Here is a 26247-nt window from a genome sequence, read left to right on the forward strand (position 1 = left end):
GCAGCCGAAGACCAGCTCAAGTTTCTCAGGCCAGTTGTAAGTTCAGCTCATGAATCTGCCGAACGTGACGCTGCGGCAGCTGGAGTACCTGGTCGCCGTCGCCGAGACCGGGTCGCTGACCGGCGCAGCGGCCCGGTGCCACGTCTCGCAGGGCGCGGTCTCGCTGGCGCTCACCGAGCTCGAACGCGTGCTGGACCTGCAGCTGGTCGTCCGGTCACCGCGCAGGGGAGCGGCACTGACCGCCGCCGGCCAGCGGGTGCTCGCCGACGCCCGCAGGGTGGTCGGCGCACTGGGCGACCTCGGCGCGCAGGCCCGCGGGCTGAGCCGGACGGTCGGCGGGACGCTCGTGGTCGGCTGCTACGCGCCGATCGCGCCGTTCCACCTGCCGGCGGCGATGGCCACGTTCGAGCAGGCCAACCCCGGGGTGTCGGTGCGGTTCGTCGAGGGGAGCCTGCCGGAGATCGGCGAGCACCTGCTCACCGGCCGCTGCGAGATCGCGTTCCTCTACGACCAGGACCTGCAGCCGGGTCTCGCGTTCCGCAGGCTGTACGACCAGGAGCCGAAGGTGCTGCTGCCGCAGGGACATCGGCTGCGCCGGCGACGCGCGGTGCGCCTGCGTGACCTGGCGGGTGACCCGTTCGTGCTGCTGGACGTCCCGCCGAGTGAACACTACTTCCGCTCGGTGTTCGCGGCGGCGGGGCTCGACATGGTGGTGGCGCACCGGGCCCGCAGCTTCGAGCTGGCCCGGTCCCTGGTGGCGCGCGGCCTCGGCTACTCGATGACCGTGCAGCAGCCGGCGGTGTCGCAGTCCTACGAGGGGCTGGAGGTGGTGAGCCTGCCGTTGCGCGACGCCGTGCCCACCACGCCGGTGGTGCTGGGCTGGGCGCAGGGCGGTCCGCTGACCCGGCGCGCGCAGGCGTTCGCGGACCACTGCGCGGTCCTCTTCCGCCCGTGAGCAACTGCAAGTACCACCAACACATGATCAAACCTCCGCTGACCACCACCAACATGTTCGTCACCTGCCGAAGCAGACTTGCGTGCGCAGGGCGGCCGGGGGTGCTGTTGGTAGTGGAAAAGTGCCTGTTGATGTTGGGTTGGTGGTACTTGCAGATGCGTGGGTCAGGGAGGGGCGGGGTGGTCGCTGATACGTTGCCGTGGGACGGGTGGTGAGGATCCACCACCCCTCGCGGAGAAGGGTTGGCTCGATGAGCTTGCTGCGCAGTTACGTGTCGGGGAAGTGGCACACGCCGGACGCCGAGGGCGCGCCGTTGCACGACGCCGTCACGGGTGAGGAGATCGCCCGGATCTCGTCCGCGGGCATCGACATGGGTGCCGCGCTCGACCACGGGCGCCGCGTGGGCGGGCCGGCGTTGCGCGAGCTCACCTTCCACCAGCGCGCGCAGCTGCTGAAGGCCCTCGGCCTGTACCTCAAGGAGCACAAAGCCGAGCTGTACGCGTTGTCCGCGCGCAGCGGTGCCACGAGGTCCGACTCGTGGATCGACGTCGACGGCGGCTTCGGCGTGCTGCTCGGCTACGCCTCCAAGGCCAAGCGCGAGCTGCCCAACGACAAGGTCTACGTCGACGGGCCGGTCGAGCCGCTGGGCCGCGGCGGCACGTTCGTCGGCCAGCACATCTGCACGCCCCTGCGCGGTGTCGCGGTGCAGATCAACGCCTACAACTTCCCGATGTGGGGGCCGCTCGAGAAGTTCGCGCCCGCGTTCATCGCCGGGGTGCCGTCGCTGATCAAGCCCGCCTCGCAGACCGCGTACGTGACCGAGAAGCTGGTCGAGCTGATGCTCGCCTCCGGTCTGCTGCCGGAGGGGTCGCTGCAGCTCGTCTGCGGGTCGGCCGGCGACCTGCTCGACCACCTGACCGAGCAGGACCTGGTCGGGTTCACCGGCTCCGCGTCGACCGCCCAGCACCTGCGCACGCACCAGGCCGTGATCCGGTCGTCGGTGCGGTTCAACGCCGAGGCGGACTCGCTCAACTGCTCGATCCTCGGGCCGGACGCCGTGCCGGGCACGCCGGAGTTCGACCTGTTCGTCGGCCAGCTCGTCGCCGAGATGACGACCAAGGCCGGTCAGAAGTGCACAGCGATCCGCCGTGCGCTGGTGCCGTCGTCGCTCATCGACGCGGTGGGCGAGGCGACGGCCGCGAAGCTCGCCGAGGTGGTGATCGGCAACCCGGCCGACAGGTCGGTGAAGATGGGGGCGCTCGCCGGTCTGGAGCAGCGCGAGGAGGTGCTGCGGTCGCTGAAGGCGCTGCGGGAGAACGCTTCCGTGGTCTACGGCGACGGCGCGCTGTCCCTCGTGGACGCCGACGCCGAGCGCGGTGCGTTCATGTCGCCGATGTTGCTGCGCGCGCCGGCGGACGCCGTGCAGCCGCACGAGGTCGAGGCGTTCGGGCCGGTGTCCACGCTGATGCCGTACGACTCGGTGGACGACGCGGTGACGCTGGCCGCCAGGGGCTCCGGCTCGCTGGTCGGGTCGATTGTCTCGGCGGACACCGGCTTCGTGCGCGACGTCGTCGTCGGCGTGGCGCCGTGGCACGGGCGGCTGCTGGTCCTCGACCGCGACGACGCGGGGGAGTCGACCGGGCACGGGTCGCCGCTGCCGATGCTGGTGCACGGCGGACCGGGCCGCGCCGGCGGTGGCGAGGAGATGGGCGGCATGCGCGGCGTGCTGCACCACATGCAGCGCACCGCCGTGCAGGGCTCGCCCAAGGCCCTGGCCGCCGTGACGAACCGGTGGGTCGCCGGGGCGCCGCGCACCGAGGCCGAGGTGCACCCGTTCCGCAAGACGCTCGCCGAGCTGCGGCTCGGTGACACCGTGGTGGCCGGCCCGCGCACGGTGACGCTGGCCGACATCGAGCACTTCGCCGAGTTCACCGGGGACACGTTCTACGCGCACATGGACGAGGAGGCCGCCGCGGCCAACCCGTTCTTCGGCGGGCGGGTCGCGCACGGCTACCTGGTGGTGTCGTTCGCGGCGGGCCTGTTCGTCTCGCCGGAACCGGGGCCGGTGCTCGCGAACTACGGCCTGGAGAACCTGCGGTTCGTCACGCCGACGTTCCCCGGCGACGAGCTGACGGTGACGCTCACGGTCAAGCAGATCACGCCGCGCGAGGACCAGGACTACGGCGAGGTGCGCTGGGACGCCGACGTGGCGAACCAGAAGGGCGAGTCGGTGGCGCGCTACGACGTGCTGACGCTGGTCGCGAAGAGCTGACCGCACAGCACAGCGGGCCGGCGGCGACCTGCGCCGCCGGCCCGCTGTGTTCAGGAGGAGCCGGGTTACTTCGGGTCGCGCCGGGGCAGCGGCCGCGTGGCCGGTCCCTCCAGCACGTTGCCGTCCACGTCGAACCGCGAGCCGTGGCACGGGCAGTCCCAGCTGCGTTCGGCCGAGTTGAACCGCACCAGGCACCCGAGGTGCGTGCAGCGCATGGACACGGCGTGCAACTGCCCCTCCGGGTCGCGGTAGACACCGGTCTTGCCGAGGCCGTCGCGGATGACGTGCGCGTGGTCGGGCGGCAGCGCGTCGCTGTTCGTGGCGTCGGCCGGCAGCACCCGGTCGCCGACCATCTCCACGGCCACCTCGGCGTTCTTCTTCACGAGCGCCGGCAACGACTTCAGCGACAGCCGGTGCGGGCTGAACCGCTCGGCGAGGTCGTTCGGCTTGCCGGTCACGAGGTCCGCGAGCACGGTGGCGGCGAACGTGCCGGAGGTCAGGCCCCACTTCATGTACCCGGTGGCGGTGAAGATGGTGTCCGCGCCGGGCGTGTAGCTGCCGATCATCGGCAGGCTGTCGTAGGCCGTGGGGTCCTGGGCCGACCAGCGGTGGGTCACCTCGGTGACCGGCCAGTGCCGCCGGGCGAACTCCTCCAGCCGCCGGTACGGCTCCTGCACCGGCTTGCCGGTCTCGTGACCCTGCCCGCACACGATCAGCTGGTCGCCGTACGCGCTGATCGACCACGACGGGCTGCCGGCGCTGATGGCGAGCGCACTGGGCGGCGGACCGTCCAGCCGGGCGGCGATGGCGTAGGAGCGCGGCGTCTTCAGCCGGGCGAAGAACAGGCCGCGGTCGAGCAGCGGGTAGTGCGTCGCGAGCACGAGCCGGTTGAAGCGCACCTCACCGTCCTTGGTGGACAGCTTCTGCCCGGTCACGTCGAGGACGCGGCTGTGCTCGTATACCTTGCTGCCGTCACCGTCGACCGCGGCGGCCAGGCCGTGCAGGTACTTCACCGGGTGCAGGGTCAGCTGGTCGTCCAGCCGCACCGCGGCGTGCACCTCGAACGGCAGGTCGAGGTCCGCGTCGAGGCGGACCGGCAGCCCGGCCTGCCGCGCGTGGCGGAACTCGGCCTCGACGGTCGCCACCTCGTCCTCGGCGTAGGCGTAGGTGGCGGCGGAACCGCGCCGCAGGTCGCAGGCGATCTCCTCGCGCTGCACGAGGTCGGCGACCTGGCCCACGGCCGCCAGTGACGCGGCGGCGTAGTCGGCGGCGGTCGCGACGTCGTGCGTGCGCACGAGGGTCGAGTACACAGTGGACTGCAGCGCGGTCACCTTGGCGGTGTTGTTGCCCGACGCGCCGGACGCCACGCGGTCGGCCTCCAGCACCACGACCCGCAGGCCGCGGCGTTTGAGCAGCAACGCGGTGGTCAGACCGGTGATGCCGGCGCCGACGACCGCGACGTCGAACGAGTGGGTGCCGGTGAGCTGCGGACGGGGTCGGGCGGGCAGTGCGGAGAGCCAGAGCGACTGGTCGCCGGTGGTGGTCATGGCGGCCGGGTACCCGCGAGTGGTCTCTGCATGCCTGCGGCCGTGGCGGGGTATGCGGGGTGCATGGGTAAGCACCGGGTAGTCGTCGTCGGCGGAGGGTTCGGCGGCCTGAACGTCGTGCGCGGGCTCAAGGACGCCGACGTCGAGGTCACGCTGATCGACCGCACCAACCACCACCTGTTCCAGCCGCTGCTCTACCAGGTCGCGACGGCGTTGCTGCCGGCAGGGGACATCGCGCCCGCGTTCCGCGCCATCCTGCGCAAACAACGCAACGCGCACGTGCTGCTGGGCGAGGTGACCGGGTTCGACACGCAGCAGCGGCTGGTCGACGTCGACCTCGCGGACGGCACCGCCCACCGGGTCCCGTACGACACGCTGGTCGTGGCCGCCGGTGCCCGCGACAGCTACTTCGGCAACGACCAGTGGGCCGAGCACGCGCCGCCGATGAAGACCCTGGAGCAGGCCGTCGACCTCCGCTCACGGCTGCTGCGGTCGTTCGAGCACGCCGTCACCGGTGACCCGAAGGAGTGGTTGTCGTTCGCCGTCATCGGCGCCGGCCCGACCGGCGTGGAGCTGGCGGGCCAGCTCGCCGACCTCGCCCGCCGCGCCCTGAAGGGCCAGTTCCGCGAGATCGACCCGCGCGACCTGAGCATCACGCTCCTCGATGCCGTGCCGCACGTGCTGCCGCCGTTCTCCGACCCGCTGCGCAAGCACGCGCGGGCCAAGCTCGAACAGCTCGGCGTCACGGTCATGACCGGTGCCATGGTCGAGTCGATCGACGACCGCGGCCTGACCACGAAGGACGGTGACCGGGTCGAGGCGCGCACGATCATCTGGGCCGCGGGCGTGCAGGCCTCGCCGCTGTCGCGCAAGATCGCCGAGGCCACCGGTGCCGAGCTCGACCGCAAGGGCCGGATCAAGGTGGACCCCGCCGACTGCTCGGTGACGCCGGAGATCTTCGCGATCGGCGACATGGCGAACCTGAACGACCTGCCGGGCATCGCCGAGCCCGCGATCCAGGAGGGCCACCACGTCGCCCGCGTGATCAAGGCCCGGCTCACGGGGCGCACCCACCGGCCGTTCAAGTACCTCGACCTCGGCACCATGGCCACGATCTCGCCCGCCGACGCCGTCGCGGACATCAAGAAGCTGCGGCTCAAGGGCGTCATCGGCAAGGTGGCGTGGGCGGTGGTGCACATCGCGTTCCTCGTCGGCTTCCGCAACCGGATCGCCGTGCTCGCGAACTGGGGCTGGAACATCGTGACCGGCCGGCGGACCCAGTCGATCATCCTGCAACCGGTGCAGGCGCGGGACGGGTCCACCGGCAGTTAGCGCCGGCGCGGGTGCGGGTACCCGCCCTGGCGTGAACACCGAGCTGCTGGGCCTCTACCTCAACGACCACCTGACGGCCGAGGCGGCGAGCACCGAGCTGGCCCGCCGGATCAGCCGCACCCGGCCCGAGCTGCGGGCGCTCGCCGACGACGTCGAGTCCGACCGCGAGGAGCTGCTCGACGTGATGCGCGGCTACGGCGTGGAACCCCGCGCGGCCAGGGCCGCGATCGGCCGGCTGGCGGAGAAGGCGGGGCGGCTCAAGCTCAACGGCCGGCTGCTGAGCCGCTCACCGCTGAGCGACGTGCTGGAGCTGGAGGGCCTGCGGCTGGCCGTCGAGGGCAAGGCGGCGCTGTGGCGGACGCTGCGCGCGTTGCCCGGGGCCGACACCGACCGGTTCGACCGGCTGCTGAGCCGGGTGGAGGGCCAGGCGGGCGTGGTCGAGCGGGAGCGGATCCGGATCGCCCCGAAGGTGTTCACCGCGGAGCAGCCCGCCGGCGCCGACGCCGGCGGCCTCGGGGGAGTGGACGTCGAGCGCACGTTCACCGTCGCCGCCTCCCCGGAGAACGTCGTCGGCTACCTGCGCGACTTCGCCCGCACCGAGCAGTGGGACCCCGGCACCGTCACGTGCGCGCGGCTGGACGACGGCCCCGTCGCGGTCGGCTCGCGCTGGCGCAACGTCTCCACGTTCCTCGGCCGCCGCACCGAGCTGGTGTACGAGCTGACCAGGGACGACCCGGACCGGCTGCGGTTCGAGGGCCGCAACGGCACCGCCACCACCGTCGACGACATCTCGGTCACCGCGGGCGGCACACCGGGCACGACGAAGGTCGGCTACCACGTGCACGTGGAGCTCACCGGCCTCGCGAAGCTCGGCGCGCCGGTGGCGAAGCTCGCACTGGAGAAGCTCGGCAGCGACACCGAGCGGTCGCTGATCCGGGTGCTCGGCGACGTCGGCTGAGCCGTCGCGCACAGCGGTAAAGGCAAAGGAAAACCGCAGGTCAGGACGCGTTCCCCGGCTCGGGGGCGATCCCTAGACTCCCTCAGGCCGGTTGCACGGACAGGCTCTTCCTCCTGGCGGCACCGGCCTGAGCACAGAGGGAGAACTGGGGTGTTCGAGAACAACGTCACCAGGCGCGGTTTCGTCACGGGCGCGGCAGCGGTCGCCGGTCTCGCCGGCCTGTCCACCGTCGCACCGGGCCTCGCGGCCGCCGACCCGAAGATCGGCGACCAGCACCGCGAGGAGGAGTTCACCGCCTCCGACGTCAGCGCCGCCGCGCTGATGACGTTCCAGAAGATCGACGGCACGCCCGTCTACTACTGGCGCTCCAACCGCGGCAACACCACCGCGCGCAACTGGCAGTGCACCGACGCGTTCTACACCGCGCTCGTCGCGTGGATCCGCGACCTGCGCTCCCTGTCGTCGAGCTACGGCTCGATCAGCTACATCGTCTCGGCCGGCTTCTACGTCGACAAGGCGGGCCAGCACGGCGCCGGCACCGCCATGGACCTCGACCACGTCCGCTGGTCCGGCGGCAACACCACCTCCCCGCTCGACCAGGCCCACGCGTCGGGCACCGCGTCGGTCCGCAAGCGCTACCTGGCCACCGAGGCCGTGTGCCGCCGCCGGTTCCGCTACGTGCTCGACGGCTGGTACAACGCCGACCACGCCGACCACATCCACGCCGACTTCGGCGGCATGCCGGTCCGCGCGGTCAAGGACTCCGAGTCCGACACCAAGTTCGTCCAGGCCGTGTGCAACAACTTCCGCGGCGCCGGCCTCGCCATCGACGGCATCTGGGGCCCGGCCACCACGAGCGCGTTCACCGGCCTCAAGTCGGCGCTCGCCATCACCGGCGACCCGCACACCAGCTCGTCGGTGTGGCAGTCGATGCTGTCGAAGATCGCGACCAAGGGCTTCGCGAACCAGAACATCTGACCCGCGCTCCGCATCGACCGGCTTTGCCGTGACATTCCGCGGTCGGCCGGTCTCGATTCACGAGCGGTGCGTTCACCGCACCTCGTGAATGCGCGAGGAAGCTTGGGGAATTGCCGCGCTGAAAACGGCGAGGGGCGCATCCAGCACCGTGGATGCGCCCCTCGCCGTGAGGTGGGGAAGTGCCTACCTGGGCGCGCTGCCGCCCGGGCCGCCGAGGCCGAACAGGATCCGCTGGATGAGTTCGGGATCGACCTCCGGCTCGTCGCCCAGCGCCTCCGCGGCCGGCGAGCGGCGGCGTTCGCGGCGGGGGAGCGGGACCGCGGTCGCGTTCACGCCGGTCGGGAGCGGGATCTCGCACCAGATCAGCTTCACGCCACCGCTGAGCTGCAGCTCACCGGTGCGCAGGTCGGGGGAGGTGGGCGGCATGACGAACCGGGCCGCCTCCAGCTCCACCACCAGGTAGTCGCCGGTCAGCCGCAGCCGCAGCGTGATCAGCCGTGAGGTCTTCGGGTCCGCGGCCTCGATCGCCGCCTCCACCAGGGCGCATGCGACGGCGGAGCACTCGCCGACCATGTTGCGCAGCCGCCACTCGCCCAGTGTGAACCGGACGAACAGGTCCGCGCAGTTCACCGCGGTGGGCAGCGCGATGAGTGTCAGGTCGTCGACCTGGGCGGTCGGGGCGTTCGCCTGCATGCTGCCTCCGTTTCGCGTGCGGCGCGCGAGGCCACGACAGACACCCACATGGCCGTCGCGGTGTGCCGGAATCTACATGGGTATACGGAGGAAGCAACGGCCCGGTTGACCCGTCCGTCAAAAGTCACGCTCAAGTCACGACCAGAGGGCCTGTTGTTCACTCAGTGTGGGAATGGCGGGGCCCCATGATCACTTTCCGTGATAACGGGAGTCGGCATCGCTTCCGGGCGAACCGGTACCGGGTGCCGGGAGGGGCGCCTGCTGCGGCGGGGCGACGAGGGGGACGGTGCCAGGCCGTCGCGCTGGTCGTGGGGCGCATTTCCATTTCGGGGTGGTGGCGACATCACGGCACTTAAAAATATTTAAAACGGATTAATCGTCTGAACGGTGGATCAGCGGTACCGGGCCGTCGGCTAACTTCGGTCGTGATCGCCACAGCGGTCACCTCGACCACCTGAACACGCCGGTCCCCACACCTGGCGCCGAGAGCCCCGGCAGATCCACCTCACCACACCGGTGTGGAAGGGCACGTGCGCACTGCTCACCGGTTCCTCCCTCCTGCTCGGAACCCGGTGGTGCGGCAGCGGTGCAGCGCGGCCGGCCGGTGCCCGCCGGCGGTGTTCACGACACGACCCTCCGGAGCCTCAGTTGGACGCGTGCACCACCCAGAGGCCCGCGGTCGACGTGGAGGGAACCACCCGTGCTCTCCGCGACCCTGCGGGCGATGTCGAGCCCCAGCCCGGTGGACCCGCCACCGCTGGTGCCGCGCAGCACCGCGTGCCCGGTGTCCCGGATGCCGGGGCCCGCGTCCTCGACCACCAGCGCCACCAGGTCGGCCTGGTGCACCAGCGCGACACCGAACCGCGTGCCCTCCCGCGTGTGGCGGAAGACGTTGCCCAGCACCGCGTCCAGCGCCGCGGTGAGGTCGGTGCGGGCCAGCGGCACCAGCGCCGGGCGGTCGGCGCCCCTGACCGTCCACGGCCGGTCCTGGTCGTCGGCGAGCGCGGACCAGAACACCAGCCGGTCGCGCACCACGCCCGAGGCGTCCACGGCCGTGCTCTCCGGCTGGAGACCCGACCGGGCCGCCTTGATGATCTCGTCGACCTCTCTCTCAAGCCCCTTCACGGCCGCGCGGATGCGGTCCGCCCCCATCCCCTGTCCGAGGGTGTCCGCGTCCAGCAGCAGGGCCGTGAGGGGTGTTCTGAGGCGGTGGGAGAGGTCGGCGACCACCTCGCGTTCGGCGGCGAGCAGGTGCCGGACGCGTTCGGCCATCGCGTTGAACGCCCGCCCGACCTCCTTGAGCTCGGGCGGGCCCTGCACCGGGACGCGGGCCGACAGGTCGCCGTGCCCCATGCGCCGCGCGCCGTCCGCGAGCGCCCTCGTGGCCTTCACCGCCCGCGCGCCCAGCCGGTCGGCGACGAGCACCGACCCGGCCACCAGGCCGACCGCCACACCGGCCAGCGCGAGCCAGGTGCCCATGACGCCGTGCGTGAGCTGCTCCGCGGGCACGAACGCCTCGACGATCGCGATCTCGTTGCCGCCCAGGGCGATCGGCTGCAGGTAGGCGACGCCGTCCGGGCGTTCGGCGACGCCGGCCCTCGCCTGCCTCACCGCGTCGGCGAGGTCCTTCGCGGTGATGTGCGAGGTGCCGACCGTGACCGGTCCGCTGAAGTGCACGGCGAGCCGCTGCTGCCCGCCGTAGCGGGTGCTCGCGATGGCCTGCCGCACGTCCTGCGGAGTACGCGAGATCACCAGTGCGGGCGTGAGGGCACCGGCCTGCTTCTGCGCCTCGCTGAGCGCGCGGTCGTGGGCGGCGCCCTTGACGACGATCGCGAGCGGGATGAGGAACGCCAGCGCCACCATGCTCGTCGCCGCGAGAGCGACGAGCACCAGTGACCGCCTCACCTCGGTGCGACCAGGCGCACGCCGACACCGCGCACCGTGTGCAGGTACCGCGGCCGGGCGGCCCGTTCGCCGAGCTTGCGCCGCAACCAGCTCAGGTGCACGTCGAGCGTCTGGTCGTCGCGGTGCGAGGGCCACAGGTGCCGCAGGATCTCCGCACGCGGCACGACCTCGCCCTGCCTGCTCGCGAGGAACGCGAGCAGCTCGAACTCCTTGTGCGTCAGCGACAGCTCCTGACCGTCCACAGCTGCCCTGCGGCGGTCCACGTCGACCTCCAGCCCGCCGACCCTGAGCTGCCGGTGGTCCTTGGCCCGCCGCAGCACCGCCTGCACCCGCGCGCCGAGGTGCTCGCTGGAGAACGGTTTGACCAGGTAGTCGTCGGCACCGGCGTTGAGCAGCCGGACGATCTCCTGCTCGTCGTCGCGCGCCGTGGCGATGACGACGGGCGTGTCGGTGACGCCCCGGATCATCCGCAGCGCGTCACCGCCGTCGAGGTCGGGCAGGCCGAGGTCGAGGACCACGACGTCGTAGGCGTGCGCGGAGACTTCGCGCAACGCCTCGATCGCGAGCGCCACACCGTGCACGACGTGGCCCTGGTCGGTGAGCGCGCGCGTGATGGCGGCGCGCACGGCGGAGTCGTCCTCCACCAGGAGTACCGATGCCATGTCGCTAACGGAGGGACGTCGCGGTGAGACGGTCGATCGGGTACCTGACCGCGTGGGCGGTCGTGACCGCGGCGGCCGTCGGGCTGTCCTGGCTCGGAATCCGGTCGGCCATGGAACCCGCCCCCGTTGCCGTCGCCGATGCCACCGGTGGGCCCGGGATTCTGCCGATGCCGACCTTCGAGTCGATGAGCGTGGCCGTGCCGACCACCACCACTACCGCTCCCGCCGCTGTTGCCACCACGACCACCAGGCCTCCCCTGCGCTCGTCCGCTCCGGTGTCAGCTGTTCCGACGAGTACTACGGATGGGCGGGCGTCGGCGGCTCAACTCCCGGCCGGCGAATGGCAGGCGGACGGGTCGTACGTGCACGCGTTCCACCTGCGCGGCGGGGACGTCGTGGTGCGGTTCCGGGCGTCCGGGGTGCAGGCGCTGTCGGCCACGCCCGCGGAGGGGTGGGCGGTGGGCGTGGAGCAGCCCGGTGGGCCGTTGGTGGTGAACTTCCAGGACCCGGCGGGGAGGTTGTCGCGGTTGGAGGCCACTTGGGAGGGTGGGCCGACCGCGCGGGTGGTCGAGAGGTAGACGGCGGCGCGGACGTTGCCCCGCCGCGGAACCGCCCGAGTGGCGGCTCCGCAACGGGGCCACGGGCTACAGGCCGATGGCCTTCGCGATCTGCGCCGGCCGGAGCACCCGCAGGATCGCCTCGAACAGGTAGTAGTCGCCGTACGGCAGCGAGACCTCGACGCCGTCCTCCGCGGGCCGGTTGCGGGTGCCGCGCGCCAGGACCGCCTCCGCCCGGCTCGACTGCGACGTCAGGCAGGTGCGGACGAGACCGTCGAGGATCAGCAGCGCGCGCCGGCGGTAGCGGTCCTGGCCGGTGGCCTTCGCGAGGTCCAGCAGGCCGCAGGCCAGGATCGCGCCCGCGGAGGAGTCCTTGACGTCGTTGGCGCCCAAGGGGGAGCGGTAGTCCCACACCGGGACGTTGTCGGGGGTGAGGACGGACAGGGCGTAGTCGGCCATCCTGCGGGCGGTGTCGCGGAACTCGCGCAGGCCCGTGCGGCGGTACATGGTCGTGAAGCCGTAGACGCCCCAGGACTGGCCGCGCGACCAGCACGAGGCCGGGCTGTAGCCCTGGACGGTGCCGGGGCCCAGGGGTGCGCCGGTGTCCGGGTCGAAGTCGAAGACGTGCGGGGTGGAGCCGTCGGCGCGCACGAAGTGGGTCTGGGTGGTGCGGGCGTGGGCGGTGGCGATGTCGATGAACCCGCGGTCGCCGGTCTGCTCGGTGGCGAACGCGAGGAGGTCGAGGTTCATCATCGTGTCGATGATGACGCGGCCCGCGTTGCCGGGGGTGCCGAGGCGGCCCCAGGCGCGGATGAACCGGCCGGTGGCGTTGTAGCGCCGGGTCAGGGTGTTCGCCGCGTCGACGGCGCCGTCGCGCCAGACCCGGTTGCCCGTCAGGCGGTACGCCGTGACCCAGGAGGGGGAGAAGAGGAAGCCCAGGTCGTGGTCGCGGGGGTCCAGGCGGCGCGGGGCCAGGCGGTCGTTCGCGGCCTCGGCAAGGGTGCGGAACAGCGGGTCGCCGGAGTCGAGGTGCGCGAGCCAGAGGGTGCCCGGCCAGAAGCCGCCGACCCAGCCGCCGTCGGCGACGTGGGTCCACTTCTCGAAGCGGGTGATCTCCGGGAACGAGGTGGTGCCCGGTGCGACCGCGCGGAGCTTCGCCAGGCCGTAGTCCAGTGCCGCGCGCAGGCGGGCCGGGTCGGCGGAGGCCGTTCCGGTGCCTGCGGAGGCGACCAGCGGGGTGGTCGCGGCGGACGCGAGGAGGGTGCGTCGAGAAAGGTTCACGAGACCGTCCAGTCCCTTCCGGATTCCGTGCGCCCGGCGCCACCCTGCCAGAGACGATCAAGGTCCGGCAAGAGGTATTCGGGTTGTGCATGGGCAGTACGGAAAACCTTGGGATTGACGGTGTGAAAAATTGATTCTTACGCTCGATTGCGTCGAATCGAGTTGGAGGTCTTGAGATGGCACAGGTACGGGTTCGCAAGCCGGTCGCGCCGGTCGTGCTCACGCCGTCGCTGGTGCAGGCGATGATCGCCCGCCGGCAGGCCGTCCAGGTGGCCAAGTTCCGCACCACCTGCACCGACTGCCTGCCCAACTACTGAGCGGCTGAGGGGACTTCGCCGTGGAGCTCGACGCTGATGCGCTGATCCGCGCCTTGGCGGTGTGCTGCGGCGAAGAACCCGCCGACCCGGCGGAGGCGGTGTGGCTCGCCCGCAAGAAGCAGCCGTCGTTCCTCGCCACCCTGTGCTCCGCGTGGGGTGAGCTGAACGACGGGCTGGCCTTCGAGCTGGCCGCGCAACGCGACCGGGTCGCGTTCTACCGGGTGCTGGCGGCCTCGCTGGACTCCCCGGAGATCATTCCGCTCAAGGGCCTGGAGGTCGGGCGGCTCTACCCGGCCGGCTGGGTCAGGTACATGAACGACCTCGATTACCACGTTGGAAAACCCGAACTGCTGTGGGAGGTCGCAGCCGCTTTGGTCGAACGCGGCTGGACGCTCGACTCCGGCACGTTCACGAGGGTGGACAACTCACTGCAGGTGCTGCTGAGCTTCCGGATGCCGCACCCCGACCGCTACCAGCTCCCCTACGGTGTGGAGCTGACGAGCTACGTGAGCCTCGGCGACCTCGGTGCGGTGCCGCCGGTGCTCACGCTCACACCGGACCTGGCGCCGGTGAAGAACCTGATGATGCTGCTGTTCGAACGGTTCGAGCAGCCGTTCCGGGCACGCGACCTCCTCGACGGGGCGTTGCTCGTCGAGGCGGCGCAACCCCGTGACGTGGAGCGGATGCTGGACCGGCTCGACCTGTGGCCCGAGTACGCGGAGCTGGCGTCGCTGCTCGCGCGCGCAGAACTGGGACCGTCGCCGCAAGTCCCGCGTGACGCCGTGGTGAGAGCACGTCGGCGTCGCGCGGGACGGGCCGTGCGCAGCGTGCTGTCCACCGCCGGGCTGGCCCGCAGGGCGCAGCACCGGATGGTGGACCGCGGGCTGCCCGCGGCCGGGCGCAGGGCGTTCGAACGGGTCGGTGCCCGCTGGGCGCTCGACTCGGGGCTGCTGTGCTTCGGGCTGCCGGTGGACGGGCGGTCCGACCGCGTGCGCGTCGGCGGGCGGGGGGACCTGACGTGGGTCGACACCCCGGTTGCCCGGTTCCTGCTGACTCCCGGCGACGAACTGCCGTCGTCCGCCGAGGAGTTCGTCTGAGGAGGTGTGTTGGTCATGGCCGTGAACTCCCGCAAGCCCAAGCTCCCGACGAAGAAGTAGGAGGACTCCAGATGGCGAAGAAGCACGGTCACAAGCAGGCGGTCAAGCCGAAGATCAAGAAGCGGCGCTAGGAGGTCGGGACGCTGTGGTGTTCGTGCTGCTGGGACCCGACGCGGTGGCGCGGCAGCTCGGCGTCCCGATCCTGGACCGGCTCGAAGGGGCCGGTTTCACCCCGCTGCGCTGGCACCTGATCGGCCGGCGACCGTCCGGTTTGGACGCCTTCCACGCCGAGAACATCGACAAGCACTGGAAGGGCTACCTCTACCGGCTCGTCGACCGGCTGTTCGCCCACGGCCCGTTCCTGGCGCTGGAGGTCAGCGGGTCGCACGAGGAGCTGCGGGCCCTCAAGGGCTCCAGCGACCCCGCCCAGGCCGCCCCCGGCACGATCCGCGGCGACCTCGGGACGATCAACGTGGTGCTCGCGCTCATGCACAGCTCGGACACGCCCGCGGACTCCGCACGCGAGAGCGCGGCGTTCCTGCCCGGCGGTTTCGCCGGCACGGGCGACCCGCGGCCGGTGCTCAAGACGCTGGCCCGCGGCGGGGTCGCGGAGACGCGCGGGTTCGACGAGGTGCTCGTCGGGCTGCACTCGCGGATCGAGGCCGCGCTGTGGCACGAGCCGCCGGGCCACCCGGTGGAAGCGGTGCTGGAGCACGACTTCCTGACACCGGAGCTCGACGTGGAGCACGCCGCGGCGCTGGCGGCGACCGTCGGCGTGCGGATCGACCCGTGGGAACGGCTGGTGCTCGCCACCTCACAGCACTTCGCGCCGCGTCGTGGCGGCACTGCGGCGGAGCACCTGCGCTAGCTCCGGGTCGCGGGTGCGGACCCAGCCGTTGAGCGGCGTTCCCGTGCACCCCCTGCCGCGCTTGGCCGCCCACGCACCCTGGCCGTAGCCGATGGTCCGCACGCCCTCCGCGTACGCATGCTCCGCGGCCGCGTAGAAAGCGGTGCCGAAGTAGGCCAGCCGCGAGCGGTCGTCGGTGTAGTCGAACCCGACCGAGGTGCAGGTCCAGTCGCCCTCGTGGCGGGCGAACATCGCGTAGCCGACGGCGTTGCCGCTGTCCGGCCGGGCCACGAGCGTGGTCGCGTCCATCGCCGCGAGGTCGGCGAGCTTGCGGCGTTCGGCGGCGAAGTCCGCGCTGCCGCGGTACTTCCGCGCGAGCTGGCACTTCAGCGCGGCGAGCTCGTCGAGGTCGGGCTCCTCGCGGCGGACGTCCGCGGCGGACCGCATCTCGCGGCGGATCTCCTTGCGGCGCTTGCGGGGGAACGCGGCGAGGTAGTCGGCGACGCCCGTGCCCGGCAGGTGCAGGTCCCACGTCATCGACAGCGGCACGCACGTGAAACCGCGCTCGCGCAGCACCGGTTCCAGCGGACCGGGCCGGGTGTAGAGGAACGCCGTCGTCGGGACGTCGTGCGCGAGCGCCGCGTCGACCAAGCCGTGCAACGCCTCCGGGTCGGTGGCGCGCGGACCGACGGGCAGGCACTCGTAACCGGGCACCATCACGGTCAGCACCGGCACCCACGGCGGCGAGTCGATGGGCTCGCGGGTGATCGGCAGCGCGGGCGCCGGTCCGGCCAGCGCGTACCCGAGGTCGAAGAACTCGGTGGGCAGCGGCTCGTGCTGGACGAACGCGTGCGCCTCGACCCCGTCGGCGCGCAGCGGAACCGGCGGGGGCAGCCGGCCGCCCATCACGGCGATCCACGTGGGAGTGGTGAGGATGCTCATGCGCGCAGCAGCACGCCGTCGAGGTGGCGCGGGCCCAACCCGTGCCGCTGCTTGAAGACGGCGTTGCTGCGCCCGCCTTCGAGCACCGGTTTGCCCAGGGCGAGCGCGAGCCGCACCGACTCGGCGAACAGCACCCCGTACGGGCTGTGGTTGCCGTCCACCGAGTAGTCGACACCGCACGTCCAGGTGTGGAACCGCGTCGCGTCGGTGAGGCAGACACCGGCCGCGACGAGCCGGCCGCGCTGGCGCACCTCGATCACGTGCGCGCGCTCGCCCAGCGCCAGCACGAACTTCGCGAACGTGCCCTCGGGGTAGAAACCGCCGTTCTCGAACCGGGCCGCTGTCCGGCCGCACAACGGCGTGATCTCGTCGAGCGACGCCGACGCCACCGGCAGCACCTCCGTCGTGACACCGGCCTCGCGCGCCCTGCGCTCGTTGCGCCGCAGGTTCGCCCGCGCCCGTTCACCCAGCCGGGACAGGTAGTGCTCGTAGTCGGTGACACCGGTCAGGTCGGCCGCCCACCGGTCGACCAGGTGCCGCGCGGGCAGGCCGTTCGCCCGCAGCTCCTGGCCGAACTCGCTGCCGCGCCGCACGTTCACGAACCCGCACCACTGCGCGCGGAACAGCGACGCGGTGCGCAGCATGGCGTTGATGACCGTCGGCACCACGTCGATGCCGATCGTGGACGGCACGTGCGCGTCGTAGCAGTGCCAGGTGTGGCTGAGCAGCGCGGGCTGGTCGCGGGCCTCCGGGTAGGCGGTGTACAGGCAGCCCAGCGGGTCCGCCGCCGTCTGGAGGTACATCGGGTTCACCGCGACCGCCTGCTCGCCGCGCCGCACCACCAGGTAGGCGAAGGCGTCGATGGCCGTCAGCGGTGCCTGCTCGTAGGCGTCGAGGTACGCGTGCTCGTAGAACACCGGCGCTCCGGCCGCGTGCACCACCGCATCCCAATCGGCAGCATCGAATTCCCTTATGGAGCGGGAAAACTCGACGCGCATCGACGTTGACGCAGGTGGTTTCGGCACGCCCATACTCTACGACCTGTGCCAGGGCGAACGAGGAGATCGAGATGGCATCGGTGTACTTCCTGACGAAGCTGGGCACGACCGAGGAGCTCGCTGCCTCCCCCGGCCAGCCGCTGCCGGACGTGTTGCGCCGGCACGGGATTCCGGTCAACGCGGTGCTCACGTCGGTCAACGGCGAGATCGTCGCCGAGGACACCGTCGTGATCGGCGCGGACGACGTGGTGCAGGTGCGGCAGGTCCGCTTCTACGACCTGGACGTGGCGCGCCGCCCCAAGACCGTCGTCTACGGCACGCCGAACCCGGTCTACACCAAGAAGGTCATGTTCGACACCAACGGTTCGCTGGAACACCGGTGCGAGCAGCTGGACGCCGACTCGTTCGTGCAGTACGTCGAGGAGGCGTTCGTCCAGAGCTACGTGCTGAACGCCGGTGAACGCGTCGTCATCGGCCTGTCCGGCGGACGGGACAGCGTGGCGTACCTGACGCTGCTGGAGCGGACCCGCGACCGGCTGCCCGCGGTCGACATGACCGCGGTGACGATCACCGGCCTGCCGGACTGGGAGGAACCGGCGACGTTCGCTGCGGCCCGCGAGTCCGGCGCACGGCTCGGCATCGACCAGGTGATCGTGACCGCCGAGGACGTCGAGCGGGTGTTCCGGCTGCGCAAACCGTTCGTGGAGGCCATGAACGAGGTCGTCGCCGGCGACGGCGCGCACCTGACGATGGTGATCGGCCACCAGGTGCTGCGGCGGATGCTGGAGGAGGACGCCCGTGCCCGCGGCGCCTCGACGGTGGCGTTCGGCTTCAACGCCGACGACCTCGTGGCCTCCATGGTCACCTGGTACACGACCGGTTTCCGGATGGGCGGCATCCCGGCGCGCGAGATCGGCGGCCTGCGGTACGTGTTCCCGTTGTACCGCATCACGAAGAAGGAGCTGACGCTGTACCTGGAGCTGGTCGCGCCCGAGCTGAACCGGCAGGGCACACCGGGCCGCTTCACCACGGGACCGGACGAGCGGTCGATGTCGTACGCGGTGACGGACCACCTGTTCGACCTGTGGCCGGGCGTGGACTACTACCTGTTCTCGGCGTTCGAGAACATGCAGCGGTACATGTTCCCGATGGTGGAGGCCAAGTGCCGCTACTGCGGCGGCGTCTACCTGCTGCAGGAGGGCATGCAGAACGCCTCCGACGTGTGCGACGTCTGCGACTTCTTCGCGCGCCGGGAACTCAACTTTGCGTGAGCACCCGTTCTTCACGCGGGACTACTGGGTCTTCGCCGCCGCCGAGTACTCGCCGGCCCGCACCGCCGCCGAGGTCGCCTACCTCACGTCGGTGCTGCCGGCCGGTGGGCGGGTCCTCGACCTCGGGTGCGGGGTGGGTCGGCACGCGCACGGGCTGGCGCGCGCAGGGTTCGACGTGGTCGGGGTCGACGTGTCGGAGTGGGCGGTCGACCAGGCCCGGCGCGGGCCGGGGGTCTTCGTGGCGGCCGACCTGACGAGGGCCTGGCCGGACTTCGCCGGCCTGGGTTCCTCGGGGCCGGGTTCCGCTGGGCCGAACTCCGCTGGGCCGGGTTCCGACGGACCAAGTGCACCCCCTGGGGGCCCGCCACGCGGGATCGATCCAGGGTTCGACGCCGTCGTGTGCGTGCAGGCGTTCGGGTGGGGCGGTGACGCGGACCAGGTGCGGTTGCTGCGGCGGGTGCGGTCGGTGCTGAGGCCCGGCGGGGTGCTGGTGCTCGACCACTCCAACGCCACGGCGATCCTGCGCGGCTACCGGGACCACGCGGTGGCGGAGGTCGACGGCCACACGTTCACGTTCCACCGCCGCTTCGACCCGCTCACCGGGCGCAGCGGGGGAGAGGTGCGCGTCGAACGGCCCGACGGGTCGTCGTGCGTGCTGCACGACGACGTGCGGCTGTACCACCCGCCGGAGGTCGCCTCGCTGCTCGACCGGGCCGGGTTCGTCGTCGAGCACGTGGACGCGGACTTCACCAGGGGTGCCCCGGTCACCGCGGACACGCGGTACGTCCAGTTCGTCGCCACCGCTCGGGTGTCGGCGCTGGAGGGGCACCGCGGGGCGGCGGAGGGGGTCGACCTGCGGTGGGCACCGGACGAGGTGGAGTTCGTCCAACCCGCCATCGACCGGGCGTGGGCGGCGCTGGGCGGTGTGGCGGAACGGGCGCGCCGCTACGACGTGGCCGACCCGTACGGTGCGAAGGCGGCACCGGTGCTGCAGCGGTACTTCGGGATGTTCCTGGAACCGGAGCAGGTCACCTGCGGTGCGGGTGCGACGGGGTTGCTGCGGTCGCTGGCCGCGCTGGCGGTCGACGGCTTCACCTGCGCCGGGCACCCCGAGTTCGCGCTCGCCGCTGCCGCGATCGGGGCGCCGGAGGGCTCCGCCGTGGTCGTGGTGGACCGGCCCGGCGTCTCCGGTGAGGTCATGGGGCTCGACGAGATCGGTGAGATCGAGGCCGACGTCCTCATCGTCGACGAGACGTGTGCCGCGTACCTGGAACCGCACGACAGCGCGGTGCGGTTGCTGCCGCACCGCCGCGGGCTCGTCGTCATCAGGAGCATGTCGAAGGGCTACTGCTGCGGCGGGCTGCGGGTCGGGTTCGCGCTGGCGTCCAGGGACATCGCGTCCAGGGTGCGGGAGGTCGCCGCACCGCTGGCCGTGTCGGCGCTGTCGCTGGACCTGGCGCTCGCCCTGCTGGAACAGGGGGACGTGCTGCGGCCGCTGCGGGACCGGATCAGGGCGGTGAAGCCGTCGTTCGTGGACCTCCTGCCCGACGTGGCACCCGGCGACCCGCGGGTGCCGTGGGTGCGCGTGCCGTTGTCGGCCGAGGTCTGGCTCAAGGAACGCGGTCTGCAGGGCAAGGTGCTGCCGGACGGCATCAGGCTGTCGGTGCCGTTGTCGCAGCAGCGGCGCGAGGCGGTGTTCGGGTGAGGTTGCAGGAGCTGGTGGACGCGCTGCACCGCGGCTTCGACGCCGAGGCGGCGATGGCCGACGTGAAGGCGCTGTGCGAGTTCGACCGGTACCAGGTGTCGGCCGGGCTGCAGGCGGCGGCGGAGTACGTGGCGGACCGGGTGCCGCTGCGCGACGTCGAGGTGCGCCAGCACCGGCCGGAGAGCCGGTGGTGGACCTTCCGCGGGCCGCCGGCGTGGACCCCGGTGTCGGCGACCCTGGAGGTCGGCGGCACCGCGCTCGTGTCGTACCCGGACCAGCCGTACGCGCTCGGGGCGTTCTCGGCCGCCTGCGCGGGCCGCACGGTGCCGGTGAGCGCGGAGACCCGGCCGGGGGCGCTGGTGCTGGCACCGGAGCTCTCACCGCACGAGCTGGCCCGCCGCGGGGTCTTCGGCTTCGTCACGCGCGCCGGGCGGGTCGAGCTGCCCCCGCACAGCCCGCTGGTCGCGTTCTGCGTCGACGAGGAGCAGCTCGCGGTCCTGCGGCAGGCAGGGCACGCGCGGGTCTCGGTCGAGCTGGGCGAGCCGGTGCAGATGCCGGTGGTGTCCGGGCTCCTCCCGGGAACGGGACCGGAGCTGCTGCTCACCGCCCACCTGTGCCACCCGCGGCCCAGCGCCAACGACAACGCCTCCGGTGTGGCGGCGTTGATGGCGGTCGCGTCGCTGCTGCGCGAGACGGCCGGTGCGCCGGTGCGGTTCGTGTGGGGACCGGAGTTCGTGGGCACGGCCGCCTACCTGCAGGACGCGCCGGTGCCGGCGGTCGCGGTCAACGTCGACATGGCCGGGGAGGACCAGGCGCTGTGCGGCGGGCCGCTGGTGATCGAACGGTCACCGGACGAGAAACCCTCGTACGTCACGGCGCTGGCCGAACGGGTGGCCGCGCTGATGCCGGGAACGCGGTCCTACAGCGGGGCCGTGCCGTGCGACGTGTGGTCGTGGCGGTCGGTGCCGCACGTCGGTGCCTCGGACCACGCGCTGGTGCCGTGCCCGAACGTCGGCCTCAACCACTGGCCGGACCGGTTCAACCACACCGCGTCCGACACGTTCGACAAGGTGTCGGCCGACGAGCTGCGCCGGACCACCGCGCTCGCGGCCGCGGTGATCGGTGCCATTCGGGTTGATGATGGCTCGCTCAAGGCCGACGTCGCGGACGCGACCTCCGCGTGGGCGGCGGCCTACGTGGCGGGCGGGCTGGCCGGTGCGGCACCGCGGCGGCAGCTGGAGTGGGACGAACCCGTCTACGACCCGTGGGCGACGACGGCGGCCGCACGCCGGCTCGCGCACCGCAGGGCCGTGGCCCAGGCGACCGTGGCGTCGCTGCGGCAGCCACCGACCTCCGGCGAGCCGCGCAGCGGTGGCGTGGTGGCGTTCTGGGACGGGCCGTTCAACCTCCGCGCGCTGGCGGAGGACTGTTCTCAGCAGGACCGTGCCTGGCTGGACGCGCGCATCGCCGAGGACCGCGGCGGTGCCTACGCGCGGATGTCGGCGCTGGCGCGGGGGATCGACGGGCGGCGGTCGCGGTACTCGGTGGGGTGGTGGGCGGCGCTGGCCTCGGAGCTGACGGTTCCGGTCGCGTTCGCGCAGCGGTTCCTCGACGTGCTGTGTGCCGCGGGATGGGCGGGGGAGTCGTGATGTGGCGCAAGGTGCTGAGGGACCGGCGGCTGCGGGTGCTGTTCGTCGGGCAGGTGCTGAACATGTTCGGCAACACCGCCCTCGTGATCGCGCTGGGCATCTGGGTGCTGGAGCTGACCGGGTCCAGCGGCGCGGCCGGGGTGATCTTCTTCCTGATCGCCGTGCCGACGCTGTGCGCGCCGTTCATCGGGCTGCTGGTGGACCGGTTCCCGCGCAGGACGGTGCTGATCTGGGCGGACCTCGGCGCCTGCGTGCTGGTGGGTCTGCTGGTGTTCTGGCCGTCGGTGTGGCTCATCTACGTGGTCACCCTCGGGTACGGGGTGTCGGCCCAGGTCTACCGGGCGGCCCGCGGCGGGCTCGTGCACTCGATGGTCACCGAGGACGAGCTCGGCGACGTCAACTCGGTGTTCGGCGCGCTGAACCAGGGGCTGCGGATCGTGGGACCGCTGGCCGGTGCGGCGGTGTTCGCGGCGTTCGGCGGGTCGGCGGTGGCCGCCCTGGACGCCGTGACGTACCTGGCGTCGATCGTGTCGCTGCTGCTGTTGCGCGGTGTTCCCGACCTGACCAGGACACCGGAGCGGGAACCGATCGTGCCCGCCCTGCTCGCCGGGGTGCGGCACATCTGGGCCACCCCGGCGTTGCGGCAGATGGTGATCGCGGGCGCGGTGGCGTTCACCGGCGCCGGGATGCTCAACGTCGCGGTGTTCGACCTCGTGACCGCGGGCCTCGGCCGGCCACCGGAGTTCCTCGGGGTGCTCGGGTCCGTGCAGGGCGCGGGGGCGGTGCTCGGCGCGGTGGCGGTCGGCCGGTTGATGCGGCGGCGCGGGGAGTTCGTGACCGCGGCGACCGGGTTCCTGCTGAACGGCCTGGGTCTGGGGCTCGCGGCCACCACGACCCTGACCGGCGTGTGCGCGGGCGCGGTGCTGATCGGGCTGGGACTGCCGATGATCCTCGTCGCCGCGATGACCCTGGTGCAGCGCAGGACCCCGAACGAGGTGCAGGGACGGGCCATCGCGGCGTCCGAGGCGATGGTGGACCTGCCGTACACGGTGGCGATCGGCGTCGCCACCGTGGTCATCAGCGCGGTCGGGTACTTCGCGATCTACGTCGTGCAGGCGGCGGTGTTCGTCGTCGTCGGGCTCGTGGTGCTGCGCATCCGCGATCAGGTGCGCCAGACGGCGTAGGGCACCTCGACCTCGTCGCGGCTCACACCGCCGTGCTCGAAGCGCGCGGACGGGTCGGGTACCGGGAACGCCGGCGACGCCGCCACGGCCACCACCGGGCCCGCCTCCGGCTGCGGCAGGCCGAGGTCGGACGCGTGGTGCACGGTCGCCGCGTCCCCCAGGGTCGTTGCCACGCGGTCGAAAACGGCCTCCAGCCGGTCCGGCCTCGGGTACAGCCAGCGCATCCGGCCCGCCCCGCCGGACGGGATCGCGCACTCCTCGCGGACGATCGCGTCCCACGCCTCGACGAGATCGGGGTCGGCCGCGACCGGGACCTGGCCGTGGTCCGAATGCGCGACGACGGTCCAACCCGCTGCGGCCCAACGGGAAGCGTGTGCGTCCAGACGCAGCATCGCCTCGTGCACCGACTCGTCGTACCCGTTGCGGTGCACGTGGTCGTCGATGTTGACGTAGGTCCACAGGAAGCCGTGGTCGGCCGAGACCTTGTCCAGGTCCGCCACGACGTTCGCGACGAGCAGCGGTGGGTCCTCCGCCTGCGCGGTGAGCTTGTGCTGTGCGGGCGCGGGTATCCGGGTGCACCCCCGCAGCAGCGCCCGCGCCCAGGTGCCGGTCAGCAGGTCGATCTCCCGCGCCAGGACCGCGGCGCCGTGGCGTTCCAGCACGGTCGGCAGCGACGGGATCGACGGTGCGCCGGTGATGGCGTGCACCAGGCCGGAACCGTTGCGGTACACCGTTCCCGGAACGCGGTGGACGTCGGCGGGGGCACCGGTCAGCGCCGTCAGCCAGGCCGTCGCCGACGTCGACGGCAGCGTGGAGGTGAGCGTGGTGATCTCGGCTTCGAGCCACGTCTGTTCGGCCACGTCCGATGAGAGCCCGTCCACGGCGAGGACGATGACGCCCCTGTTCGCGCTGCGCACCGCGTCGTCGAGCCGGGAAGGCACCTCTGCCAATGACATCGCAGCACTGTAACGCACGTCATCGGGTGACTTTTGCGCGGTTGGGCGCTAAAAGTTCGGGTATTCGAGCCGGATGCGGTAAAGAGGTCCTTTACGGGTGAGGGAAGGCGGGCGGATGGCGGTCGGGGTTCTGGACGTCGGGTGCTTCAGCGCACACCTGGTGGTCGTGGAACGTGACCTGACGCGTCCGCTGGTGTCCCACAAGGTCCGGCTGCGGCTCGACCGCGAGCTGAGCGCGGAGGGCGCCATCAGCCCGGCCGGGATCGACTCGCTGTGCGAGGCCGTGCAGGCCGCCCGCAAGGCCGCGGGGGACACGCCGTTCCTGCCGTTCGCCACCTCGTGCGTGCGCGACTCCGCGAACGCCGGCGAGGTGATGCGCAAGGTGTCGCGCCGCACCGGCGTGGAGCTGAAGGTGTTGTCGGGCAAGGAAGAAGCCCGGCTGTCGTACGCGGCCTCGCGGCACTGGTTCGGCTGGGGCGCCGGCCCGCTCGTCGTGCTCGACGTCGGCGGCGGCACGGTCGAGCTCGCCGCCGGTGACGGCGCCGAACCCGAGTTCGCGATCTCCTTGCCTTTGGGGGCAAGGACTTTGACCCGCTCCGGCCTCGCGGTGGAGGACATGCGGGAAGAGGTGCGCGAGCGCATCGAGGCGGTGTTCCCGCGCTACGACGGCGCTCGCGCGATCGGGTGTTCCAAGGTGTTCCAGCAGCTCGCCCGGCTCGCGGGCGACCGGCGGTCGGCGTCCTCCGCGACGCGGCAGCTGCGGGCCAAGGACCTGGAGAAGTGGATCCCCCGGCTGGCCAAGCTCTCCGTGCGGGAACGTGCCGCGCTGCCGGGGATCTCCCGGCACCGCGCGCGGCAGTCGCTCGCGGGGGCGGTGGTGGCCGAGGCGTTGATGCGCGCCACCGGACATGACGTCGTGGACATCTCGCCGTGGTCCACCAAGGAGGGTCTGCTGCTGGACCTGGTCGAACGGTCGCGCCGCGTCACACCGGCCGCCTGACCCGCCCTCAGCGGGTGTTGACCAGAGCGGTCACGGCGTTGTCGACGCTGCCGAAGATGAGCAGCAACTGGTCGACCGCGGTCACTTCGAGGGGCTGCAGCACAGCCCTGCTGTTGCTCACGACTCCGAACCGGATGCCGAACTCGTCGGCCGTGTTCTGGGTCTCCACGAGCGTGCGGATGCCTTCGGAGCCGAAGAAGCGGACCTCGCGCAGATCGATGACCAGCGCGGGCGGCCTGCGGTCGAGCAGAGCGGCGATCCTGCTGGTCACCGGCGCTGACGACATCATGTCTATCTCGCCGGTGAGAGAGACGACCGGGATGGACTGGACATAGGTCGTTCGCTGTTGAAGTTGGTTCATAGGGGACTCCCGTCCGCACCGACCGTACGCGCCCTCCCACGACACCCACAACCCGGACGGGGTCCCCCACCGCGCCGCTCAGGTGAGCAGGAAGGCCCTGACCAGCAGCATCGCGGCCACCAGCACCGCGAAGGCGATGATGACGATCACGGCGATCCGCCCGAGGTTGCGCGGCGGCGTCGCCTCCTGGTGGGACAGCCCCGAGGTCTGCCCGGCCTCCGGGGGTGTGTCACCCGGTTGCACCCCTCCGCCGGGTTCGAGTCCAGGTGTGCGTTCTGGGTCAGCGGTCATAGGGGCACAGGTACCCGTTTTCAGTCTTCCAACTCCGCCCAGACGACTTTGCCGCCACCATCGGGTGTCGTCCCCCAGCGCACGCTCAACGCCTGCACGAGCTGCATGCCGCGCCCGCGCGCACTGGTCGGGTCCACCGGACGCATCTGCGGCAGCCGCTCCGACAGGTCGTGCACCTCGACCAGCATCCCCGCCGCACGCCGCGTCACCGTCAGCGTGATCGGTCCCTTGCCGTGGTCGATGCCGTTCGACACCAGTTCCGTGACGATCAGCTGCGCGTCGTCGGACAGGTCCTCCGACAGTCCCCAGGAGGTCGCGGCCTCCCGTACGACCTGACGTGCGCGCGCACACGACCCGCCCTCGGCGGTCAGGGTCACCCGCACCTCTGCCAGTGGGTCGTTCAACACAGGGCGCATCGTCGCACATCCGGTGGGTCGTCCGGATCTTTCAGCCCCCCGGTGGTCGCACGGGTGGACGTCGTGCTGCACG

At 71.9% G+C, this 26247-nt stretch carries 25 protein-coding genes; 14 read left to right on the forward strand and 11 right to left on the reverse strand.

Translation table 11 applies throughout. From position 1 onward, the window contains the following. Positions 1-49 precede the first annotated feature (49 nt). Positions 50-955, forward strand: a complete 906-nt coding sequence (locus ACVDFE_RS19625; protein WP_458431340.1) for a LysR family transcriptional regulator — start codon at positions 50-52, stop codon at positions 953-955. 250 nt (positions 956-1205) lie between these two features. Further along, positions 1206-3227 carry a phenylacetic acid degradation bifunctional protein PaaZ gene (paaZ, locus tag ACVDFE_RS19630; protein WP_458431341.1) on the forward strand — a complete coding sequence of 674 codons (2022 nt, stop codon included), beginning with the start codon at positions 1206-1208 and terminating at the stop codon, positions 3225-3227. Between the two features lie 65 nt (positions 3228-3292). Here paaZ and ACVDFE_RS19635 read toward each other — a convergent pair whose 3' ends face one another. Then, positions 3293-4774: an FAD-dependent oxidoreductase gene (locus ACVDFE_RS19635; protein ID WP_360396374.1), complete on the reverse strand. Its 1482-nt coding sequence runs from the start codon at positions 4772-4774 to the stop codon at positions 3293-3295. Positions 4775-4837: 63 nt separating this feature from the next. Between ACVDFE_RS19635 and ACVDFE_RS19640 the strand changes: the two genes are divergently transcribed. The 3 genes from ACVDFE_RS19640 (at position 4838) to ACVDFE_RS19650 (ending at position 8042) form a co-directional block, all read left to right on the forward strand. Beyond that, complete coding sequence (locus tag ACVDFE_RS19640; protein ID WP_458431342.1) at positions 4838-6106, forward strand: NAD(P)/FAD-dependent oxidoreductase; 1269 nt, start codon at positions 4838-4840, stop codon at positions 6104-6106. Positions 6107-6137: 31 nt separating this feature from the next. Continuing rightward, positions 6138-7064, forward strand: coding sequence for an SRPBCC family protein (locus ACVDFE_RS19645; protein WP_458431343.1), 927 nt, complete (start codon positions 6138-6140; stop codon positions 7062-7064). Positions 7065-7214: 150 nt separating this feature from the next. Next, positions 7215-8042, forward strand: a complete 828-nt coding sequence (locus ACVDFE_RS19650) for an extensin family protein (RefSeq protein ID WP_458431344.1) — start codon at positions 7215-7217, stop codon at positions 8040-8042. 183 nt (positions 8043-8225) lie between these two features. On the opposite strand, the gene ACVDFE_RS19655 is transcribed toward ACVDFE_RS19650, so the two are convergent. The 3 genes from ACVDFE_RS19655 to ACVDFE_RS19665 form a co-directional block, all read right to left on the reverse strand. Next, positions 8226-8735: an ATP-binding protein gene (locus ACVDFE_RS19655; RefSeq protein ID WP_360396381.1), complete on the reverse strand. Its 510-nt coding sequence runs from the start codon at positions 8733-8735 to the stop codon at positions 8226-8228. Positions 8736-9356: 621 nt separating this feature from the next. After that, entirely contained in the window at positions 9357-10625 is a 1269-nt protein-coding gene (locus ACVDFE_RS19660) for an ATP-binding protein (RefSeq protein WP_458431345.1), read from the reverse strand. 11 nt (positions 10626-10636) lie between these two features. Further along, on the reverse strand, positions 10637-11302 hold the full coding sequence (locus ACVDFE_RS19665; RefSeq protein WP_360396385.1) for a response regulator transcription factor: 666 nt from the start codon (positions 11300-11302) through the stop codon (positions 10637-10639). Positions 11303-11325: 23 nt separating this feature from the next. Here ACVDFE_RS19665 and ACVDFE_RS19670 point away from each other — a divergent pair, with 23 nt between their 5' ends. After that, positions 11326-11880, forward strand: coding sequence for a hypothetical protein (locus ACVDFE_RS19670; protein WP_360396387.1), 555 nt, complete (start codon positions 11326-11328; stop codon positions 11878-11880). Positions 11881-11946: 66 nt separating this feature from the next. Here ACVDFE_RS19670 and ACVDFE_RS19675 read toward each other — a convergent pair whose 3' ends face one another. Then, positions 11947-13140, reverse strand: coding sequence for a glycoside hydrolase family 88 protein (locus tag ACVDFE_RS19675; RefSeq protein WP_458431346.1), 1194 nt, complete (start codon positions 13138-13140; stop codon positions 11947-11949). A gap of 176 nt (positions 13141-13316) precedes the next feature. Between ACVDFE_RS19675 and ACVDFE_RS19680 the strand changes: the two genes are divergently transcribed. The 3 genes from ACVDFE_RS19680 to ACVDFE_RS19690 all read left to right on the forward strand — a co-directional run bounded on the left by ACVDFE_RS19680 (position 13317) and on the right by ACVDFE_RS19690 (position 15422). After that, positions 13317-13457: a hypothetical protein gene (locus tag ACVDFE_RS19680; protein ID WP_154697563.1), complete on the forward strand. Its 141-nt coding sequence runs from the start codon at positions 13317-13319 to the stop codon at positions 13455-13457. Positions 13458-13477: 20 nt separating this feature from the next. Continuing rightward, on the forward strand, positions 13478-14554 hold the full coding sequence (locus tag ACVDFE_RS19685; protein ID WP_360396391.1) for a nucleotidyltransferase family protein: 1077 nt from the start codon (positions 13478-13480) through the stop codon (positions 14552-14554). 145 nt (positions 14555-14699) lie between these two features. Beyond that, positions 14700-15422 carry a nucleoside-diphosphate kinase gene (locus ACVDFE_RS19690; protein ID WP_360396393.1) on the forward strand — a complete coding sequence of 241 codons (723 nt, stop codon included), beginning with the start codon at positions 14700-14702 and terminating at the stop codon, positions 15420-15422. Here ACVDFE_RS19690 and ACVDFE_RS19695 read toward each other — a convergent pair. Next, a complete protein-coding gene (locus tag ACVDFE_RS19695; protein ID WP_458431347.1) occupies positions 15369-16343 on the reverse strand; it encodes a hypothetical protein in 975 nt (324 codons plus the stop codon). The two genes, ACVDFE_RS19690 and ACVDFE_RS19695, sit on opposite strands and share 54 nt — an antisense overlap. Then, positions 16340-17281, reverse strand: a complete 942-nt coding sequence (locus ACVDFE_RS19700) for a GNAT family N-acetyltransferase (RefSeq protein ID WP_458431348.1) — start codon at positions 17279-17281, stop codon at positions 16340-16342. Before ACVDFE_RS19700 ends, ACVDFE_RS19695 begins: the two co-directional genes overlap by 4 nt. 131 nt (positions 17282-17412) lie before the next feature. On the opposite strand from ACVDFE_RS19700, the gene ACVDFE_RS19705 reads away from it, so the two are divergent. From ACVDFE_RS19705 to ACVDFE_RS19720, 4 genes are read left to right on the forward strand one after another with little or no spacing between them, the layout of a single operon-like run. Next, positions 17413-18612, forward strand: coding sequence for a tRNA lysidine(34) synthetase (locus tag ACVDFE_RS19705; RefSeq protein ID WP_360396398.1), 1200 nt, complete (start codon positions 17413-17415; stop codon positions 18610-18612). Next, the gene (locus tag ACVDFE_RS19710) at positions 18605-20317 is read left to right on the forward strand and encodes an aminotransferase class I/II-fold pyridoxal phosphate-dependent enzyme (protein ID WP_458431349.1); all 1713 of its coding nucleotides are present in this window, start codon (positions 18605-18607) and stop codon (positions 20315-20317) included. The genes ACVDFE_RS19705 and ACVDFE_RS19710 overlap by 8 nt, the downstream gene beginning before the upstream one ends. After that, positions 20314-21966, forward strand: coding sequence for a DUF4910 domain-containing protein (locus ACVDFE_RS19715; protein ID WP_458431351.1), 1653 nt, complete (start codon positions 20314-20316; stop codon positions 21964-21966). The genes ACVDFE_RS19710 and ACVDFE_RS19715 overlap by 4 nt, the downstream gene beginning before the upstream one ends. Beyond that, entirely contained in the window at positions 21966-23150 is a 1185-nt protein-coding gene (locus ACVDFE_RS19720) for an MFS transporter (protein ID WP_458431352.1), read from the forward strand. Before ACVDFE_RS19715 ends, ACVDFE_RS19720 begins: the two co-directional genes overlap by 1 nt. Here the strand turns inward: ACVDFE_RS19720 and ACVDFE_RS19725 are convergent. Then, positions 23129-24106, reverse strand: coding sequence for a hypothetical protein (locus ACVDFE_RS19725; protein WP_458431353.1), 978 nt, complete (start codon positions 24104-24106; stop codon positions 23129-23131). The genes ACVDFE_RS19720 and ACVDFE_RS19725 overlap by 22 nt on opposite strands. A 115-nt stretch (positions 24107-24221) precedes the next feature. Here ACVDFE_RS19725 and ACVDFE_RS19730 point away from each other — a divergent pair, with 115 nt between their 5' ends. Beyond that, positions 24222-25106: a Ppx/GppA phosphatase family protein gene (locus tag ACVDFE_RS19730; protein ID WP_360396406.1), complete on the forward strand. Its 885-nt coding sequence runs from the start codon at positions 24222-24224 to the stop codon at positions 25104-25106. 7 nt (positions 25107-25113) lie between these two features. On the opposite strand, the gene ACVDFE_RS19735 is transcribed toward ACVDFE_RS19730, so the two are convergent. The 3 genes from ACVDFE_RS19735 to ACVDFE_RS19745 form a co-directional block, all read right to left on the reverse strand. Continuing rightward, entirely contained in the window at positions 25114-25467 is a 354-nt protein-coding gene (locus tag ACVDFE_RS19735) for an STAS domain-containing protein (RefSeq protein ID WP_360396408.1), read from the reverse strand. Between the two features lie 78 nt (positions 25468-25545). Further along, positions 25546-25758, reverse strand: a complete 213-nt coding sequence (locus tag ACVDFE_RS19740; protein WP_360396410.1) for a DUF6480 family protein — start codon at positions 25756-25758, stop codon at positions 25546-25548. 20 nt (positions 25759-25778) lie between these two features. Then, a complete protein-coding gene (locus ACVDFE_RS19745; RefSeq protein WP_360396411.1) occupies positions 25779-26174 on the reverse strand; it encodes an ATP-binding protein in 396 nt (131 codons plus the stop codon). Positions 26175-26247 lie beyond the last annotated feature (73 nt).

This window comes from Lentzea chajnantorensis (assembly GCF_054300775.1).

Excerpts from the sequence above, each read along its gene's own strand:
- ACVDFE_RS19720 (WP_458431352.1), top strand. The coding sequence starts at position 21,966 with ATGTGGCGCAAGGTGCTGAGGGACCGGCGGCTGCGGGTGCTGTTCGTC.
- ACVDFE_RS19725 (WP_458431353.1), bottom strand. The coding sequence starts at position 24,106 with ATGTCATTGGCAGAGGTGCCTTCCCGGCTCGACGACGCGGTGCGCAGC.
- ACVDFE_RS19705 (WP_360396398.1), top strand. The coding sequence starts at position 17,413 with ATGGCATCGGTGTACTTCCTGACGAAGCTGGGCACGACCGAGGAGCTC.
- ACVDFE_RS19640 (WP_458431342.1), top strand. The coding sequence starts at position 4,838 with ATGGGTAAGCACCGGGTAGTCGTCGTCGGCGGAGGGTTCGGCGGCCTG.
- ACVDFE_RS19695 (WP_458431347.1), bottom strand. The coding sequence starts at position 16,343 with ATGAGCATCCTCACCACTCCCACGTGGATCGCCGTGATGGGCGGCCGG.
- paaZ (WP_458431341.1), top strand. The coding sequence starts at position 1,206 with ATGAGCTTGCTGCGCAGTTACGTGTCGGGGAAGTGGCACACGCCGGAC.
- ACVDFE_RS19735 (WP_360396408.1), bottom strand. The coding sequence starts at position 25,467 with ATGAACCAACTTCAACAGCGAACGACCTATGTCCAGTCCATCCCGGTC.
- ACVDFE_RS19665 (WP_360396385.1), bottom strand. The coding sequence starts at position 11,302 with ATGGCATCGGTACTCCTGGTGGAGGACGACTCCGCCGTGCGCGCCGCC.
- ACVDFE_RS19655 (WP_360396381.1), bottom strand. The coding sequence starts at position 8,735 with ATGCAGGCGAACGCCCCGACCGCCCAGGTCGACGACCTGACACTCATC.
- ACVDFE_RS19745 (WP_360396411.1), bottom strand. The coding sequence starts at position 26,174 with ATGCGCCCTGTGTTGAACGACCCACTGGCAGAGGTGCGGGTGACCCTG.
- ACVDFE_RS19680 (WP_154697563.1), top strand. The coding sequence starts at position 13,317 with ATGGCACAGGTACGGGTTCGCAAGCCGGTCGCGCCGGTCGTGCTCACG.
- ACVDFE_RS19730 (WP_360396406.1), top strand. The coding sequence starts at position 24,222 with ATGGCGGTCGGGGTTCTGGACGTCGGGTGCTTCAGCGCACACCTGGTG.
- ACVDFE_RS19740 (WP_360396410.1), bottom strand. The coding sequence starts at position 25,758 with ATGACCGCTGACCCAGAACGCACACCTGGACTCGAACCCGGCGGAGGG.
- ACVDFE_RS19635 (WP_360396374.1), bottom strand. The coding sequence starts at position 4,774 with ATGACCACCACCGGCGACCAGTCGCTCTGGCTCTCCGCACTGCCCGCC.
- ACVDFE_RS19625 (WP_458431340.1), top strand. The coding sequence starts at position 50 with ATGAATCTGCCGAACGTGACGCTGCGGCAGCTGGAGTACCTGGTCGCC.